At 68.9% G+C, this 15341-nt stretch carries 12 protein-coding genes and 1 pseudogene; 5 read left to right on the forward strand and 8 right to left on the reverse strand.

Annotated elements, in window-relative coordinates; genetic code table 11:
* Window positions 1-11 precede the first annotated feature (11 nt).
* Entirely contained in the window at window positions 12-1010 is a 999-nt protein-coding gene (locus tag ACWFRU_RS19235) for an ester cyclase (RefSeq protein WP_453688453.1), read from the forward strand.
* A gap of 70 nt (window positions 1011-1080) precedes the next feature.
* On the opposite strand, the gene ACWFRU_RS19240 is transcribed toward ACWFRU_RS19235, so the two are convergent.
* Entirely contained in the window at window positions 1081-2256 is a 1176-nt protein-coding gene (locus ACWFRU_RS19240; protein WP_453688455.1) for an MFS transporter, read from the reverse strand.
* A 155-nt stretch (window positions 2257-2411) separates the two neighbouring features.
* On the opposite strand from ACWFRU_RS19240, the gene ACWFRU_RS19245 reads away from it, so the two are divergent.
* Window positions 2412-4469 (forward strand): glycoside hydrolase, encoded by a 2058-nt coding sequence (locus ACWFRU_RS19245; RefSeq protein ID WP_453688457.1) that lies wholly within the window; start codon window positions 2412-2414, stop codon window positions 4467-4469.
* A gap of 22 nt (window positions 4470-4491) precedes the next feature.
* On the opposite strand, the gene ACWFRU_RS19250 is transcribed toward ACWFRU_RS19245, so the two are convergent.
* Genes ACWFRU_RS19250 through ACWFRU_RS19260 form a run of 3 tightly spaced genes read right to left on the reverse strand, consistent with a single transcriptional unit; the run spans window position 4492 to window position 6952 of the window.
* The gene (locus ACWFRU_RS19250; RefSeq protein WP_453688459.1) at window positions 4492-4821 is read right to left on the reverse strand and encodes an STAS domain-containing protein; all 330 of its coding nucleotides are present in this window, start codon (window positions 4819-4821) and stop codon (window positions 4492-4494) included.
* A complete protein-coding gene (locus ACWFRU_RS19255) occupies window positions 4818-6149 on the reverse strand; it encodes a PP2C family protein-serine/threonine phosphatase (protein WP_453688460.1) in 1332 nt (443 codons plus the stop codon). Before ACWFRU_RS19255 ends, ACWFRU_RS19250 begins: the two co-directional genes overlap by 4 nt.
* A complete protein-coding gene (locus ACWFRU_RS19260; protein ID WP_453688462.1) occupies window positions 6149-6952 on the reverse strand; it encodes an alpha/beta fold hydrolase in 804 nt (267 codons plus the stop codon). The genes ACWFRU_RS19255 and ACWFRU_RS19260 overlap by 1 nt, the downstream gene beginning before the upstream one ends.
* A gap of 171 nt (window positions 6953-7123) precedes the next feature.
* On the opposite strand from ACWFRU_RS19260, the pseudogene ACWFRU_RS19265 reads away from it, so the two are divergent.
* Together ACWFRU_RS19265 and ACWFRU_RS19270 are read left to right on the forward strand one after the other, a co-directional pair.
* A pseudogene (locus ACWFRU_RS19265) lies at window positions 7124-8242 on the forward strand (pectate lyase family protein); the annotation flags it as partial.
* Between the two features lie 237 nt (window positions 8243-8479).
* Entirely contained in the window at window positions 8480-10132 is a 1653-nt protein-coding gene (locus ACWFRU_RS19270; protein ID WP_453688464.1) for a glycine/sarcosine N-methyltransferase, read from the forward strand.
* Window positions 10133-10227: 95 nt separating this feature from the next.
* On the opposite strand, the gene ACWFRU_RS19275 is transcribed toward ACWFRU_RS19270, so the two are convergent.
* Window positions 10228-10587, reverse strand: coding sequence for a hypothetical protein (locus tag ACWFRU_RS19275; RefSeq protein ID WP_453688466.1), 360 nt, complete (start codon window positions 10585-10587; stop codon window positions 10228-10230).
* Between the two features lie 81 nt (window positions 10588-10668).
* Window positions 10669-11757 carry a hypothetical protein gene (locus ACWFRU_RS19280; protein ID WP_453688467.1) on the reverse strand — a complete coding sequence of 363 codons (1089 nt, stop codon included), beginning with the start codon at window positions 11755-11757 and terminating at the stop codon, window positions 10669-10671.
* A 372-nt stretch (window positions 11758-12129) separates the two neighbouring features.
* Here ACWFRU_RS19280 and ACWFRU_RS19285 point away from each other — a divergent pair, with 372 nt between their 5' ends.
* Window positions 12130-13017 carry a glycosyl hydrolase gene (locus tag ACWFRU_RS19285; RefSeq protein ID WP_453688469.1) on the forward strand — a complete coding sequence of 296 codons (888 nt, stop codon included), beginning with the start codon at window positions 12130-12132 and terminating at the stop codon, window positions 13015-13017.
* Here the strand turns inward: ACWFRU_RS19285 and ACWFRU_RS19290 are convergent.
* Window positions 13014-13139 (reverse strand): hypothetical protein, encoded by a 126-nt coding sequence (locus ACWFRU_RS19290; RefSeq protein ID WP_453688471.1) that lies wholly within the window; start codon window positions 13137-13139, stop codon window positions 13014-13016. The two genes, ACWFRU_RS19285 and ACWFRU_RS19290, sit on opposite strands and share 4 nt — an antisense overlap.
* A 32-nt stretch (window positions 13140-13171) precedes the next feature.
* Window positions 13172-15277: an APC family permease gene (locus tag ACWFRU_RS19295; protein ID WP_453688473.1), complete on the reverse strand. Its 2106-nt coding sequence runs from the start codon at window positions 15275-15277 to the stop codon at window positions 13172-13174.
* Window positions 15278-15341 lie beyond the last annotated feature (64 nt).

The raw sequence follows: 15341 nt of genomic DNA on the forward strand, positions 1-15341 counted from the left end.
AGGCACCCACCATGTCGCTTGACCCCGTCGCCTACCTCCCCTACAAGGACCCCGACGACTTCATCCGCGAGGTCACCGACCGCATCTGGGTCGACCGGGACATCGCCTACATCGTCGACAACTACGAGCCGGACTCGATCGTCCACACGAGCCTGGGCACCGTGGTCGGCCGCGACGGCGTCATCGAGGGCACCACGATGCGCATGGGCAGCACGCCCGGACACATCGGCCAGGCCGAGGACGTGGTGTGGGAGGCGCGCGGGAACGACGCCTTCCTCAGCTCGCACCTCGTCTTCTCCAACGACGAGCACCTGGTCGACGGCCGGAACATCCGCATCCGCAAGCGCACGGTCGCCAACTGCCTCTACCGCCGCGGCCGGATGGTCGAGGAATGGGTGGTCCGCGATGAACTGGCCACCTGTCTGCAGAGCGGCATCGACCCCGACGAGGCGGCCCGCGCCCTGCGGTTCCAGGGATACAGCGGATCGATGACCGAGGAGCCGCCGAAGGACGTGCTGCTCGCCGGAGTCAGCGGACCGCGGCCCGACGAGTTCCGGCCCGAGTGCGAGATGGTCCTGGAGTTCATCGACGAGGTGTGGTCCCAGCGCCGGTTGCACAAGGTCAACGACTTCATGACGCGTGACCTCTTCCTGCACACGATCGGCGACCGGACGGTCATCCGCCCCGAGCGCTACCAGAGCGACCTGATGGCCATGGTGGCCGCCTTCCCCGACGCCCGGTTCGAGGTACGGGACGTACAGACCAACTACGCGCCGCGGTACGCGGGCCTGCGGGTGGCCGTCACCTGGACCATGCACGGCACCTACCGGGGCACGCCGGACTTCGGCCGGCTGACCGACAAGCCGGTGACCGTGCTCGGCGTCTCCCAGTTCCTGATCCAGGACGGCCGGATCGTACGGGAGTTCCGTGTGTACGACGAGATCTCGTTGCGGGCGCAGATCAACAGCACGCGGGGCGACGGCCCGGAGGTGGAGGCCAACATCTACTGATGGCCGGCATCCGCTGAAGGACCCATGGGACGTGGAGGGGCTCCGGTGCGTCCGGGGCCCCTCCCCTCGTTCAGCGGGACGCACCCACGGGTTGCGGCACGGTGGGTTCGGGCTCACGCAGGGTGCGGAACAGCAGCCAGCTCAGCACGGGCATGAGGACCAGGGGCGCCAGGGCGGTCCGCAGGGATGTCGCGTCGGCGAGACCGCCGATCAAGGGGCTCGCCAGACCACCGATGCTGACGGTCAGACCGAGGGTGATCCCGCTCGCGGTGCCGACGCGGGAGGGCAGGTAGTCCTGCCCGAGCGTGACCTGCAGCGAGAACGGGACGTACAGGCCCGCCGAGGTCAGCGCCACGCACGGATAGAGCGCAGGACCGGGCAGGAACACCACACCCGCGACACATCCTGCCGTGAGCAGGTACGCCCAGCGCGCGACGGCGACCCGGCCCCAGCGCTCGGCCAGCGCGCCGCCGAGCACGGAGCCCACCGCGCCCCCGAGGTAGAGCACGAACAGCGCCGCCGTGCCCGCGGCCGTGCTGCCGCCCATACGTTCCTTGGCGAGCAGGGAGATGAACGTGCTCAGGCCGATGAAGACGATCGACCGGCACACCACGGCCAGCGACAGCTTCACGAACGACGCCTTGTCGTCCTTCGCCGCCACTGCCACCGTGTCGGCGCCGTCCCCGGCGGCCTGACGCTGCCGCTCCAGCGCACGCAGCACGGGCAGGCACAGCACGGCGCCGACGAGCGCCGGCAGGACGAGCAGCGGAGTCAGTCGCAGGCCTCCCGCGGCGACGACAGCGGTGACCAGAAGCGGGGCGACCGCGAAGCCGAGGTTCCCGCCGAGCGAGAACCACCCCATGCCCCGGTGACTGCCCTGGCTCGCGAGCCGGGCGACCCGCGCGGACTCGGGGTGATAGGCGGCCACGCCCACCCCGGACACGGCCACGCACACGAGGGTCAGCCCGTACGAGCCGCTCACCCCGCTCAAGGCGATGCCCAGACCGCCGAGGAGCGTGCTGGCCGGGAGCAGCCACGGCATCGCCCGGCGGTCGGTGAGGATGCCGAACAGCGGTTGCGCCACCGACGACAGCAGCGAGGCGGCGAGCACGATGCCGGAGACGGCGGCGTAGCTGTAGGCGCGCTCAGCGACGAAGAACGGCACCAGGGAGGCCACGGCGCCCTGGTACAGGTCGACGCAGGCGTGCCCGGCGGACAGGAGACTGATGGACGTATTCCTTCGCACCCCGTCATCGTCGACGCCGGGGACCGTGTCGCACTTCCGAGAATCTGCCATAAGATGCCGATGATCCGCCATGCTCCGGGCCTGGAACCGTTCCATGCGCCGGGCCTGAAACCGTTCTTAGAAACTTCTTAGGCCCACCCCTGACGCTCTCCCCCGTGAACTACGCGATGAACAACAGCAGTCAGCCCCAGGGAGCCCGGCACAGTGACGTCGCGGGTGCGCGGCGTCGGCGACTTGTCCGTACGTACGGCATCGCCGTGGCCGTGGCGCTGACCGCCGGTACGGCGTCGGCGGGTTACCTGGCCATGGCCGAGCCGCCGTCCGGGGGCGGCAGGCCGACGGCGTCGCCTCAAGTGCACGGCGCCACAGTGGACTTCGCCGTGCGGGGTGGCACCGCGCGCGTGGACACCGGGTCGCTGCGCGTCACGGGTCGGACCGGCGACGGGGCCTCGCTCCCGGTGTCGGGCGCGGCGGGACAGCGGCTCGGCAAGCCGGGCAAGGTGACCGTGGACGGCGGCACGGCCCGCTGGTCGTACCCCGCCAAGAAGGTCACCGTCACGGCGAAGAGCGAGCGCGGCCGCCTGCGCATGACGGTCCACTCCGCGGCCGACCAGAACCTGTCGTGGCCCAGCACGAGGCCCGGCGCCGGCGCGGCCCTGCAGATCCCCCGCGGCGAGGGCCTGCGCGTCCCGGTGGGTGACACCTTCTGGAACTCCGGCGAGGCCGGTCTCAAGGACTCGGAGGCCGACCTCTCGGGCGGCCTCACCCTTCCGGCCTGGGGCTACACCCAGGGCAAGCACGGTGTCGGCTACATCGTGCCGGAGGAGGTCGGCACGTCACTCGCCTTCGCGTCGGAGGACGGCCGGATCGGCTCCACCGCGCGGCACGAGTTCTCGCGGCGCGAGCGGACCCGCGACTACACGGTGCACTTCTCCCTCACCGACGCGTCCCCGGTCTCCTCGGCCTCCGACTACCGCGCCTACCTGGACGAGCACGGCGGGCTGCGCTCGCTGAAGCAGAAGATCCGCGAAAACCCGGAAGTGAAGCGCCTGTTGGGGGCCGTGCACGCCTACGCCTGGGGCAGCGCACGCACCGCCAAGGGCGTGGACGAACTGCGTGAGCTCGGTGTCTCGCGGCTCTGGCTCGGTTACGACGCGGACGACCGGCCGATGGACGCGCAGGCCGTGCGGGCGGCGAAACGAAACGGTTATCTGGTCGGCCCCTACGACTCCTACGCCAACGGCCAGCCTGCCGGAACCGCCGACAACCCGTCGTCGAAATGGCCCGGCCCGGTCTACCCGGATTTCTGCGTGCGGGACTGGAAGGGCAAGGTCAAGGAAGGCTTCGGAGGCCGGGGTTGCTATGTCAGCACCCAGGCCTTCAAGCAGGCCGAGCCCACCAAGCACTACCTGGCCGACCGGGCGAAGAAGATCACGGCCAATGGCGCCAACAGCTATTTCCTGGACGTCGACGCGGCGGGTGAGCTGTTCACCGACAGCAGCGAGAGCCACCGCATGAACAAGAAGCAGGACCGCGCCAATCGCCTGGAGCGCATGCGGAAACTGGCCTCCGACGACAAGTTCGTCCTCGGCTCCGAATCGGCGGGCGCCTGGGCCGCCCCCGTGCTCGCCTTCAACCACGGCGGCCAGACACCGGTCGCCGACGGTCTGTGGAAACTGGAGAGGGACAAGGAGAAGTGGGGCGGCTACGCACCGCAGGGCGCGCCCGCGTTGTTCTTCAAGGAGGCCGAACTCCCGCCCGCTCTGGCGAAGTCGATGTACGACCCGCGCTATCGCGTTCCCCTGTACGAGACCGCGCTGCACGATTCCGTCATCAACACCGACCGCTGGGAGATGCCGTACAACAAACTCCCGGAACAGAAGACGGACCGAGCGCTGATGTCCGCTCTCTACAACACCCCGCTCAACTTCACGCTCGGGGACAAGAACTTGAGGTCCACGGGCAGGGAAATGGCCGCGCTGCAACGCTATTTCGCACCTTTGCACCAGGCCGCGGGCACCGAGCGGATGACCGACTACCGGCGGCTCACCGCTGACGGGACGGTGCAGCGCTCGGAGTTCGGCGACGGGAAGCTGACGGTGACGGCCAACTTCGGCAAGAAGGCGTACGGCTCGCTGCCGGGCGGCTGCGCGCAGGCCAGGATCGAAGGCGACCCGAAGCCCCACCGTCTCTGCCCCGCACGGCTGCCCTGATCTCGTGGACCGCCCGTAGAGCTCAGGCGGTCTCGCTGGCGGGCTGGATGGTGAAGACCTGGTCCAGGCCGACGATCCGCAGGATGCGCAGTGTGTTGGCGGGGATGCCGACCAGGATCAGCTCGGCCTCCGCGGCCTGAGCCCGCAGGCGGGCGGCCAGCAGGACGCTGATGCCGGTGGAGTCGCAGAACTCCAGGCGGGACAGGTCGATGATCAGGTTCTGCCCCCGGGACAGGGCCAGGCTATCGACCTGTTCGCGCAGGGCGGTGGCCCGCTCGTAGTCGAGTTCGCCGACCACGTGCAGGACGGGTCCGGTGACAGTGCTGCGGCAGGTGATGTTCAAAGGGCTCATCGTGGGTGATCCGTGGCCGGGTGGGCGGTGGGGACGCCCAGAGCGAGCAGTGCGGTGTCGTCGTCCAGTCCGTCGCCGAAGCTTTCCAGGAGCCCGGTCAGCTCGGCGATCATCTCGTGGGGCGTGGTGGGGGCGTTCTCGGCGGCGAACGCCTGTAGGGCGTCGTCGCCGAAGAGGCTCTGGCGGGTCGAGCCGGTACGGGCCTCCGTGAGCCCGTCGGTGTACAGCAGCAGCGTGTCACCGGCGGCGAGCGTGGTCTCCGCGGTGGCGAACCGGGCCTCGGGAACGACGCCGACGAGCAACCCCCCGGGCGTCGGCAGGTAGTCGGCGGTCCCGCCGGCCCGCACCACCAGCGCCGGCGGGTGCCCCCCGGAGGCGAGGCGCACGTCGACGTCTCCGTCCTCGGCGCCCGGCTGGACGACGCCGAAAATGACCGTGCAGTAGCGGGGGTCGCCACTGGCTCCGTAGCGCTCCTGGAGGACGGAGTTGAGCGTGGCCAGGGCCACGGCGGGCTCGGGATCGTGCAGTGCCGCGGCCCGCAGGGTGTACCGCGTGAGGGAGGTCAGCGAAGCCGCCTGGGGGCCCTTGCCGCACACGTCGCCCAGGAAGAAGGCCCACCGTCCGTCCCCCAGGGCGAACAGGTCGTAGAAGTCGCCGCCGAGACGGTCCGGAGAGGCCGTGTGGTAGTAGACGGCGGCCTCGAGCCCCGGCACGGCGGGCAGCGAGGAGGGCACGAGGGACTGCTGCAGCACGGCGAGCGAGTCGGCGAGGCGCCGGCGGTCGGCCTCGGCCTGCCGACGGGCCTCCTCCGCCTCCGCGCGTGCCCGCTCGGCCTCGGCACGCGCCCGCTCGGCCTCCTGGCGGCGGTGCAGGAGTTCCTGCTCGTAGGCCCGCCGGTCGGAGGCATCGGAGAGGGTCGTGCGGATCAGCAGCGGGTCACCCTCACTGCCGTACTTGACCACGGAGGAGGCCATCACCGGCAGCCGGCTCCCGTCGGCAGCCTTCATCTCCAGCGCGATGCCGCGCAGCTCGCCCTGCATGCGCAGCAGCGGCGCGAAGTGCGTCTCGTGGTAGAGCTTCCCGCCGACAGTGAGGAGATCGGCGAAGCGGACCTGCCCCACCACTGCCTCGCGCTTCAGGCCGAGCCAGTCGAGCAGGGTGGTGTTGATCTTGGCGATGGTTCCGTCCATCAACGTCGACAGGTAGCCGCAGGGAGCCGTCTCGTACAGGTCCTCGGCACTGTCCTCGAGCAGCGCGGTGAACGCGGCGTCCGTTCCCGCGGTGTCCCCCAGCTCAGCCGGCTCCGGCTCGTCACCTCCGAGGCTCATCAACGCAGGGTCCCCAGGAAGCCGAGTATGGCTTCGTTGGTGGCCTCCGGCGCGCTCAGCTGCGGGCAGTGCCCGGTGGCGTCCAGGGTGACCAGGCGCGACGAGGGGATCGCGGCGTGCACATACGCGCCGACCTCGCGGGGCGCGATCATGTCCTGGGAGCATTCGAGCACCAGGGTGGGCACGGTCACGCTCTTCAGGTCCTCGCGGCTGTCGGAGAGGAACGTGGTGCGGGCGAAGACCCGGGCGATGTCCGGGTCGGTGGCGCAGAAGCCGTTGGTCAGTTCCTGACCGAGTTCCGGCCGCTCCGGATTGCCCATGATCACCGGCGCCATCGCGGACGACCAGCCCAGATAGTTCGATTCGAGCGAGACCAGCAGCTCGTCGATGTCCTCCGCGGTGAAGCCGCCCCGGTAGCCGTTGTCGTCGATGTAACGGGGAGAGGGCGCCACCATCACCAGCGACCCGATGCGCTCCGGTGCCGTGCGGGCGGCGAGGACTCCGACCATGGCGCTGACGGAGTGCCCGACAAAGACCGCGTTCTCGAGTCCGAGTTCCGTACAGACGTCGACCACGTCCTGGGCGTAGCCGTCGAGTGTCGAGTACCGCTCCTGGCTCCAGGCCGACAGATCCGAGCCACCGGAGCCGACGTAGTCGAAGAGCACCACGCGGTGCCGCTCCGCCAGGGCCGGCACGGCCAGTCGCCACATGTTCTGGTCACAGCCGAATCCGTGCGCGAGGACCACCGCGGGCCCATCGGCCGGACCCGTGACCGTCACATTGTTCCGGGCTCGTATATCCATGCTGCCCATACTCCCACCTGCCCCAAGAACCCCGGACGCGGACTCCACCCCCACGGTCACCCCACGGCACGAAGAACGCGGCAAGGAGGCGGCAACCTCGGGGTCCGCCGTGACCACTACCGCGTGCGGGACAGCGACATCCCGGATTCAACGACGAACAGGGAGCCGAGCATGAGCCGAGCACGTTCACGAAGACTGCAGGTCACACTGGCCGCGCTGGTCGCCACGGCCGCGACCGGCGCGGCGCTGACCCTGCCGGAGGCCTCCGCACGGGCCGGGGCCTCGGCCGCGGTCGGCAGCGCCACCGGCTACGCCGCGCAGAACGGCGGGACCACGGGCGGCGCGGGCGGGAAGACGGTGCGGGCCACGACGGGCACCGCGATCCACACGGCGCTGTGCACCCGCGCCGCCGACGACACTCCGATCACCATCGAGGTGGAGGGGACGATCAACCACGGCAACACCACGAAGGTGTCGGGCGAAAGCTGCAACACCGCCGCCGGTGTGATCGAGCTCAAGCAGATCAGCAACGTCACGATCGTCGGCGTCGGAAGCGGCGCCGTCTTCGACCAGCTGGGCATCCACATCAGGGATTCCAGCAACATCATCATCCAGAACGTGACCGTCAAGAACGTCAAGAAGTCCGGCTCCCCCACGTCCAACGGCGGCGACGCCATCGGCATGGAGAGCGATGTCCGCAACGTCTGGGTCGACCACACGACCCTGGAGGCGTCGGGCGGGGAGTCGGAGGGCTATGACGGCCTCTTCGACATGAAGAACAACACGCAGTACGTGACCTTGTCGTACAGCATCCTGCGCAATTCCGGGCGCGGCGGCCTCGTCGGGTCCAGCGAGAGCGATGTCTCGAACGGCTACGTCACGTACGACCACAACAAGTACGAGAACATCGACTCCCGCACGCCCCTGCTGCGCGGCGGCACGGCCCACATCTACAACAACTACTACGTGGGTCTGAACGAGTCCGGCATCAACTCCCGCGCCGGGGCCAAGGCCAAGGTGGACAACAACTACTTCAAGGACTCCAAGGACGTCCTCGGCACCTTCTACACCGACGCGGCCGGTTACTGGCAGGTCAGCGGCAACACCTTCGACAAGGTGACCTGGTCCCCCGCCGACGACGAGTACAAGCCGGCGGGCCCGAACCCGACGTCCAACACGACGGTGAACATCCCTTACGCGTACAGGCTGGACAGTGCCGCCTGCGTGCCGGCCATCGTGGCCAGGACGGCGGGAGCGAACACCGGCCTCAAGGTGTCCGACGGCAGCTGCTAGGCACAGCGGCCGTTCTGCCCCCGCCGCCGCAAACAATCTTGCGGCGGGAAAGCCGCTGGCCAAGACCGCTGTTCGGCCCAACTCCAGCTCCGTATACGAACTTTGGAGGAATCAGACCCCTCAGTCTTGGATAGCAATGCGCTCACACCACGTGGCTCCCCAGGCCTGCGGCATGTGCCGGCCTGGGCTGCCGCGCCGGGCAGGATTCCTCAAGGCTGAAGGGTCCCCATCATCGTGCAACCGGCCCAAGAGTTCGGCGACAACCCTGTCGAAGTACGCGAAACCGGGCACTACACGGAGGAGTACGTCCCCAGCTTCGTCGAGAAGTGGGACTCCCTCATCGATTGGGAGAAGAGAGAGGAGAGCGAAGGGAACTTCTTCATCGACCTGCTGCACAAGTGGGGGGTGAGGAGCGTGCTCGACGTCGCGACGGGCACGGGATTCCATTCCGTACGGCTGCTGGCCGCCGGATTCGAGACCGTGAGCGCGGACGGCAGCGCGGAGATGCTGGCGAGGGCGTTCGAGAACGGCATGAAGCAGGGCGGGCACATCCTGCGGGTCGTCCAGGCGGACTGGCGATGGCTCAACAGAGACGTCCACGGGGAGTACGACGCCATCGTCTGCCTCGGCAACTCCTTCACGCATCTGTTCTCGGAGCGGGACCGGCGCAAGGCGCTGGCCGAGTTCTACGCGATGCTCAAGCACGACGGAATTCTCGTCCTGGACCAGCGCAATTACGACGCGGTCCTGGACGACGGATACACCAGCAAGCACAGGTATTACTACTGCGGTGAGGACGTCATCGTGGAGCCGGAGTATGTCGACGAGGGACTGTGCCGCATGCGGTACAGCTTCCCGGACAACTCCATCTACCACCTCAACATGTTCCCGCTGCGCAAGGACTACACGCGGCGGCTGATGTCCGAGGTGGGTTTCCAGCACATCGAGACCTACGGCGACTTCCAGCACACCTACCGGGGCGAGCAGCCGGACTTCTTCGTGCACGTGGCGGAGAAGGAGTACCGGACCGAGAACGAGGGGCAGTACAAAGGCGCGGTCGGCACCGCCCGCAGCTACTACAACTCGCCCGACGCCGACACCTTCTACGCCTCGGTGTGGGGCGGCGAGGACATCCACATCGGCCTGTACGAAAGCCCGGTGGAGCCCATCGCGGCCGCGAGCCGGCGGACCGTCGAGCGGATGGCGTCGAAGCTGGAGCTGACCCAGGAATCCGTGGTGCTCGACCTCGGTTCGGGGTTCGGTGGCTCGGCGCGCTATCTGGCGCAGACGTACGGCTGCCGGGTCCTCGCCCTCAACCTCAGCGAGGTGGAGAACCAGCGCCACAAGGAGCTGAACGCGGCCCGCTCGCTCACCGACAGGATCGAGGTCGTGGACGGGTCCTTCGAGGACATCCCGTACCCGGACGACCACGTCGACGTCATCTGGTCCCAGGACGCCTTCCTGCACAGCGGCAACCGGATCCGGGTCCTGGAGGAGATCGCACGGGTGCTGCGGCCGGGCGGCCGTCTCATCTTCACCGACCCGATGGCGGCGGCGGACGGCGGCAGCACGGACGTGCTGCAGCCGATCCTCGACCGTATCCATCTGGACGACATGGGCTCACCCGGCTTCTACACCCGCGAGCTGGACCGGCTCGGCTTCACCGCCGTCGACGGTGGCTTCGAGGAGCACCGCGAGCAGTTGGTGAACCACTACACGCGGGTCCTGGAGGAAACCGAGCGGCAGGAGGCCGAGGGGCTGGCCAGGAGGATCAGCCACGACTACCTCGCCCAGATGAAGAAGGGTCTCGGCCACTGGATCGCGGGCGGCCGCGACGCGCACCTGACGTGGGGAATCTTCCACTTCAGGCTCGGCGCCGGTGACTGACCGAGACGGCTGAGCGGGACATCCGAACAGCCCGAGGGGCCCGGGCGCCGGCCGGCGCCCGGGCCCCTCGGCACGTTCTTCGGTAAGGGCGTCCGTCAGTGGTCGGAGTAGCTGAAGTCGCCGATGGTCCAGGCGCTGACATCCTCGATCGCCACGCGGTACATGCCGCCGGTCTCCGGGATACCGACCGTGCCCTGCAGAATCCGCGCCACGTGGAAATGCAGATGGCGCGGGGGCCCCTCCTTGTCCGACGCGGCGGTGAACATGGCGGAGAAATCGCTCAGGCGGTCCGAGTCCGCCAGAACCTCCGAGACCCGCTGCCTCCAGACGGATTCGGGGGCCAGCCGGCCTGTGATGACAGCACCACAGGCGACCACGGTCAGAGACATCTGATTGCTGTGCCCGGACTCCACCAGGGCGGCGACGTCAACAAGCAGTTCGTCAGGCTTCGACATGAGAGAAGATTCTAATCGCCCGCCGCCGACGCAGCTCACGCAGTGGTGCGCCGGGGCCCCTCACACCGTGCCGCGCCTCCCTCACGATCGTGACGCCGTGCCGCATTCCGATCTGTCGCGCATGCGCGTCTCCATCGACTCGCTGCGGTCGTACGGGTCGACTTCGGGGCCCTCGTCCGCGTTCGGGGCGGCGCGGTCGGCGCCGAATTCGGGGGTGAGGTAGCCGGTGTAGGTGTCGCAGCCGCCGTTGGTGGTGTCGACCTTGTAGGAGACGAAGGAGAACGTCCCCTTCTTGGTGATCACCTTCGCCGGGTCGTCCCAGCTCATCACGGTCTCGCGGCGCACGATGGTACGTACGACCTCCTCGCTGCCCGCCTCGGCGCTCACGACCGGATAGACATAGGTGACATCGGCGGTCACCTCGACCGCACCGCGCTTGCCTTCCTCGAACGTGATCCGGCCCCGCGTCTTGACCACGTCCCCGACGAGACGCACTTTCGACTTCTCGAACCGGCTGAACATCAGCAGCGGATCGTTCTCCTTGCTGGGCGCGCTGAACGCGGCGGAGAGGAAGTCCTTGACGTCGGCCTGATGCGGGTTGATGAGTTCGATCGCCTCGGCGGGCCGCTCCCCGCGCAGCACCCCTCGGTCGAGACTGGACGCCACCAGGAAGTCCCGGGACCGCTTGAGGGTGTCCGCGACCTGCTCCCGGCTCATCCAGCCCGTCGCCCGTGCCGCCGGCAGATGAATCCCTGCCGCCCCGTCACCCCACCGCGCCGCGGGCGATCCTCTGAACGGCTCGTCCATCGTGGGCTGTTGCGCCGCGGCCTCCGTCGCCGGTGCCGTACTCGGACGTGCCGACTCCGCGGCGGCCGGCGAGGCATCCCCGTCGCCCCCTCCGAACCATCCCGTCAGGCCTCCCGGCGCGAGCGCCGCCGCCAGGACCAGGGCGACCGCGACCAGCCCGACCACGTACCAGCCCTTGCCCCGGCGCCGCCGGACCGGTTGATGGGTCCGCCACCCCTCCGGCGGTCCTGGCTCCTCCCGCAACCGCCGCGCCACCATGCGGGCCCGCGCCGACGGCTCCTCGGGAGCGCTCCCAGCGCCGGCCTCGGCTTCCCGCAGGAAACGCGTCCATTCCTCGTCCGATATGGACCCATCCTTGCCCACGCGGCGTCCCCACCCCTTCGCATACATCCGGCCACTCCCCAGGGCCGGGCAACATCCGCGTATCATCACACAACTCCGTCGACGCCCTTCCGACGTGAGATGCGCCATGCCGTCCCCGGCTCCAACGACGCTCGATAGCAGCGAATCGCGCCGATTACGGACGGGTGAACCGCCCACGAACCGCCCACCCTCCGCCCACCCTCCGACCGCGCTACGACCGCGCTACGACCGCACTTAGTAACGATCTCTCATTGCCTTCGCGCACGGCCCTTCCCACAATGTCCCGAAACTGGGGGCCAGGGTCGACAAGGATGAGAAGTGAAGCGGAAACTGGCGACGATCTTCGCCATGGCCGGGGTTATCCTCGCGACCATGGCCATGCCTTCCGAGGGTGCCGCCGTCCCCTCTCGTCTGGGTGTCTATGCCGGGCCGGGCAAGACGGATGCCGTGAACGAGTCGCGGACGTGGCTCGGCCGGTCGCAAATGGATGCCACGGACTATCTGGACCCGTCGGAGAACGACGGCTGGAATCAGTACGCGGCCAGGTACTGGGGCGACTGGAAGAAGGCCGGGGACGGCCGGCAGTTCGTGCTCGGGCTGCCGCTGCTGCCCAAGGGCGGAAACTTCAAGGACGGGCTCGCCGGGGAGTACGACGGCCAGTTCCGCGACCTCGCCGACCTGCTGGTCAGGAACGGCCTCGCCGACTCCGTCGTCCGCCTCGGATACGAGGGCAACAACAAGACCATCGGCGCATGGCAAGGCACTGACGACCCGGCGGCCTATCGGGAAATGTTCCGCAGGGTGGTCACGCTCATGCGCGCCCGAACCGGCACGCATTTCCGCTTCGACTACAACATGGCCGTCGGCACCTCGGGCAAGGTCACGTCATTCGAGACGCTGTACCCGGGCGACTCGTACGTCGACATCGTGGGTCTGAACATCTACGACGTGTGGTGGGAACACCCCGACGCGACGCCCGCCCAGCGGTGGAACCACACCCTCACCACCCCCATGGGCGTGAACGAGTTCAAGGAATTCGCCGCCGCACACCACAAGCCGAAGTCCTATCCCGAATGGGGCCTTTACGGCAGGGGCGACGCCTATATGGGCGGCGGCGACTCCCCTTACTTCATCGACCGGATGGCCGACCTGGTCAAGGACTCGACATACCAGGCGTACTTCGACTTCGACTGGGGCGGCGGAACGCTGGACGACTACCCCAAGGGAAAGGCGCGGTACAAGCTCCGCTTCGGCGGCTAGAGATCCGGCTGATCGGACGCGGTCAGATCTGGACCCGGCAGCGGCACCGGGCCCGTGCTGCCGCGCGGGACCAGTTCCACCGGCAGGATCACATGCCGCTCCCGGTTCGCCCCCCGGATCATGGATCACCTGGTGGGCCAACTCCGCTGCCGCCTCAACGAGTCGGCGGGCCGGCTGGGCCAGCGTGGACAGGTCCCACGGCTCCGCCATCGCGTGGCCGTCGAAGCCGAGGATCGACATCCGCTGCGCCACCGGGACGTTGACGCCGCGCAACACCGTGGCAGCCTGAAGGCGATGTCGTCCGTTCCTGGTCGCGGTCACCCCCGCCGTTGCCGCCGTTGCCGCCGTTGCCGCCGTTGCCGCCGGGGAGACGAAACCGCAGGCGGCAGATGACCGCAGGGGTGTCACGGCGCACAGCGTGGGCGACGACCGCGCCGCGCTGGTTCTGCAACAGGCGCTGCCAGAGCTTGGGCGGCTCGACCTCGGGGATCAGGACCGTGACGCGGGTGCCCGGGTGGTAGGCGTAGATCTTCCGGACGTACGCCGCCACCGGGCGGCCGATCGTACGGCGCTCGGATTTGAGCTCCACCAGCTCGACGCCCGGGTTCCACAGCTCCCAGTCGCGGTGAAGGGCGGCGGCGGCCTCTCGGTCCTCGGGTTCGAGGTGGGTGACGGTGACGGCGCGTACCTCGTCGCCGAGGGAGACAGCGGCGTTGAGCGCCTCACTGGTGAGTCCGGAAAGGCCGGAGACCGGGACGATCACCAATGAGCGGGTGCGGTGCGGGGGTTCGGGTACGCGGCCGATGCCGAGGCGGTCCCCGATTCCGGCGTACGCGCGCTGGACTGCCTCGAAGGCGGCCACCAGAAGAGGCAGGGCGACCATGATGAGCCAGGCGCCGTCGTGGAACTTGGTGGCCGTGACGACGATCGCGGACACACCCGTGAGCAGCCCTCCCAGACCGTTGAGGACGGCCTTGCCCAGCCATCTCGGCCCACGCACCCGGTGCCAGTGCAGGACCATGCCGGTCTGCGCGAGCGTGAAGCCGACGAAGACGCCGATCGCGAAGAGCGGGACGAGGGTGTTGGTGTCACCGCCGGAGAAGAGCAGCAGCGCGGCGGATACGGCGGCCAGGGTCAGCACGCCATGGCGGTGCACCTGACGATCTGCCTTGAGCGCGAAGACGTGCGGCAGGTAGTTGTCGCGGGCGAGCAGCTTGAGCAGGACGGGCAGGCTCCCGAAAGAGGTGTTCGCGGACAGGGCCAGCAGGAGCATCGTCGCGAACTGGATCACGTAGAAAGCCCAGTTGTGGCCGAGCGAGGCGTCCGCGAGCTGGGCGAGGACAGTGACGCCTTCGACGGGCCGCAGGCCGAAGCGGGAGATGAGCACCGCGAGGCCGATCAGCATGAACCCGAGGATGGCGCCGAGGGCGACCTCGGCATGCTGGGCACGGCGTGCCCGCGGGCTGCGGAAGGAGGGCACGGCGTTCGCGATGGCCTCGACGCCGGTCAGTGCGGAGCAGCCGGCGGCGAACGCCTTCAGCAGGAGCAGGGCACCGACCGTGGTCACGTCGTCCGCGACGACCGAGGCGTGCCCGTCGGCCGTGGCCGTGGAGACCGGTCCGTCGCGGAACAGGCCCGCGGTGATCAGGACCAGGATCGAAATGACGAACACCGCGGTCGGCACGATGAATGCCCGGGCCGATTCGGCGATGCCCCGCAGATTGATGGCCGTGATCAGGACCAGGACACCCAGGCAGAGGGGCAGCCGCTCGGCGTACAGCCCCGGAAAGGCGGAGGTGAGCGCGGCGACGCCGGCCGTGACGGCAACCGCGACGTTCAGCACGTAGTCCAGGACCAGGGAGGCCGCGGCCACCAGGCTGGTGCGCGGGCCCAGATGTGTCTTGGCCACCGCATACGATCCGCCGCCGTTCGGGAAGGCCGCGATGACCTGCCGGTATGAGGCGACCAGAACCGCGAGCAGACCGGCGATCGCCAGGGTCACCGGAAGTGTGAAGCCAAGGCCGAAGCCGCCGGCGGCAGCAAGGACCAACACGATCGCCTCCGGGCCGTAAGCCACCGACGCCATCGCGTCGAGCGAGAGCGCGGCCAGGCCGGTGAGGGCGGTGAGGCGATGGCCCTCCCCGGTATCCGGGCGCTCCCCGGTATCCGGGCGCTCCCCGGTATCCGGGGGCTCCTCGGTATCCGGGGGCTCCTTGGCTGCGGAGACGGCGGTACCGGGATCGGCGGTCAGGACGGACATGCAAGTGCTCCTCGGCGCTCAACCAGGTCAAGTCCCGCCAGCGTCGACCCACTCCTGGCTGTTC

Source organism: Streptomyces sp. NPDC055099, from assembly GCF_053607685.1.

What these genes read in the sequence shown, in the direction of transcription:
- ACWFRU_RS19260 (WP_453688462.1), bottom strand. Translation starts at nt 6,952, where the DNA reads ATGGATATACGAGCCCGGAACAATGTGACGGTCACGGGTCCGGCCGAT.
- ACWFRU_RS19295 (WP_453688473.1), bottom strand. Translation starts at nt 15,277, where the DNA reads ATGTCCGTCCTGACCGCCGATCCCGGTACCGCCGTCTCCGCAGCCAAG.
- ACWFRU_RS19250 (WP_453688459.1), bottom strand. Translation starts at nt 4,821, where the DNA reads ATGAGCCCTTTGAACATCACCTGCCGCAGCACTGTCACCGGACCCGTC.
- ACWFRU_RS19255 (WP_453688460.1), bottom strand. Translation starts at nt 6,149, where the DNA reads ATGAGCCTCGGAGGTGACGAGCCGGAGCCGGCTGAGCTGGGGGACACC.
- ACWFRU_RS19290 (WP_453688471.1), bottom strand. Translation starts at nt 13,139, where the DNA reads ATGATCCGGGGGGCGAACCGGGAGCGGCATGTGATCCTGCCGGTGGAA.
- ACWFRU_RS19235 (WP_453688453.1), top strand. Translation starts at nt 12, where the DNA reads ATGTCGCTTGACCCCGTCGCCTACCTCCCCTACAAGGACCCCGACGAC.
- ACWFRU_RS19275 (WP_453688466.1), bottom strand. Translation starts at nt 10,587, where the DNA reads ATGTCGAAGCCTGACGAACTGCTTGTTGACGTCGCCGCCCTGGTGGAG.
- ACWFRU_RS19285 (WP_453688469.1), top strand. Translation starts at nt 12,130, where the DNA reads ATGGCCATGCCTTCCGAGGGTGCCGCCGTCCCCTCTCGTCTGGGTGTC.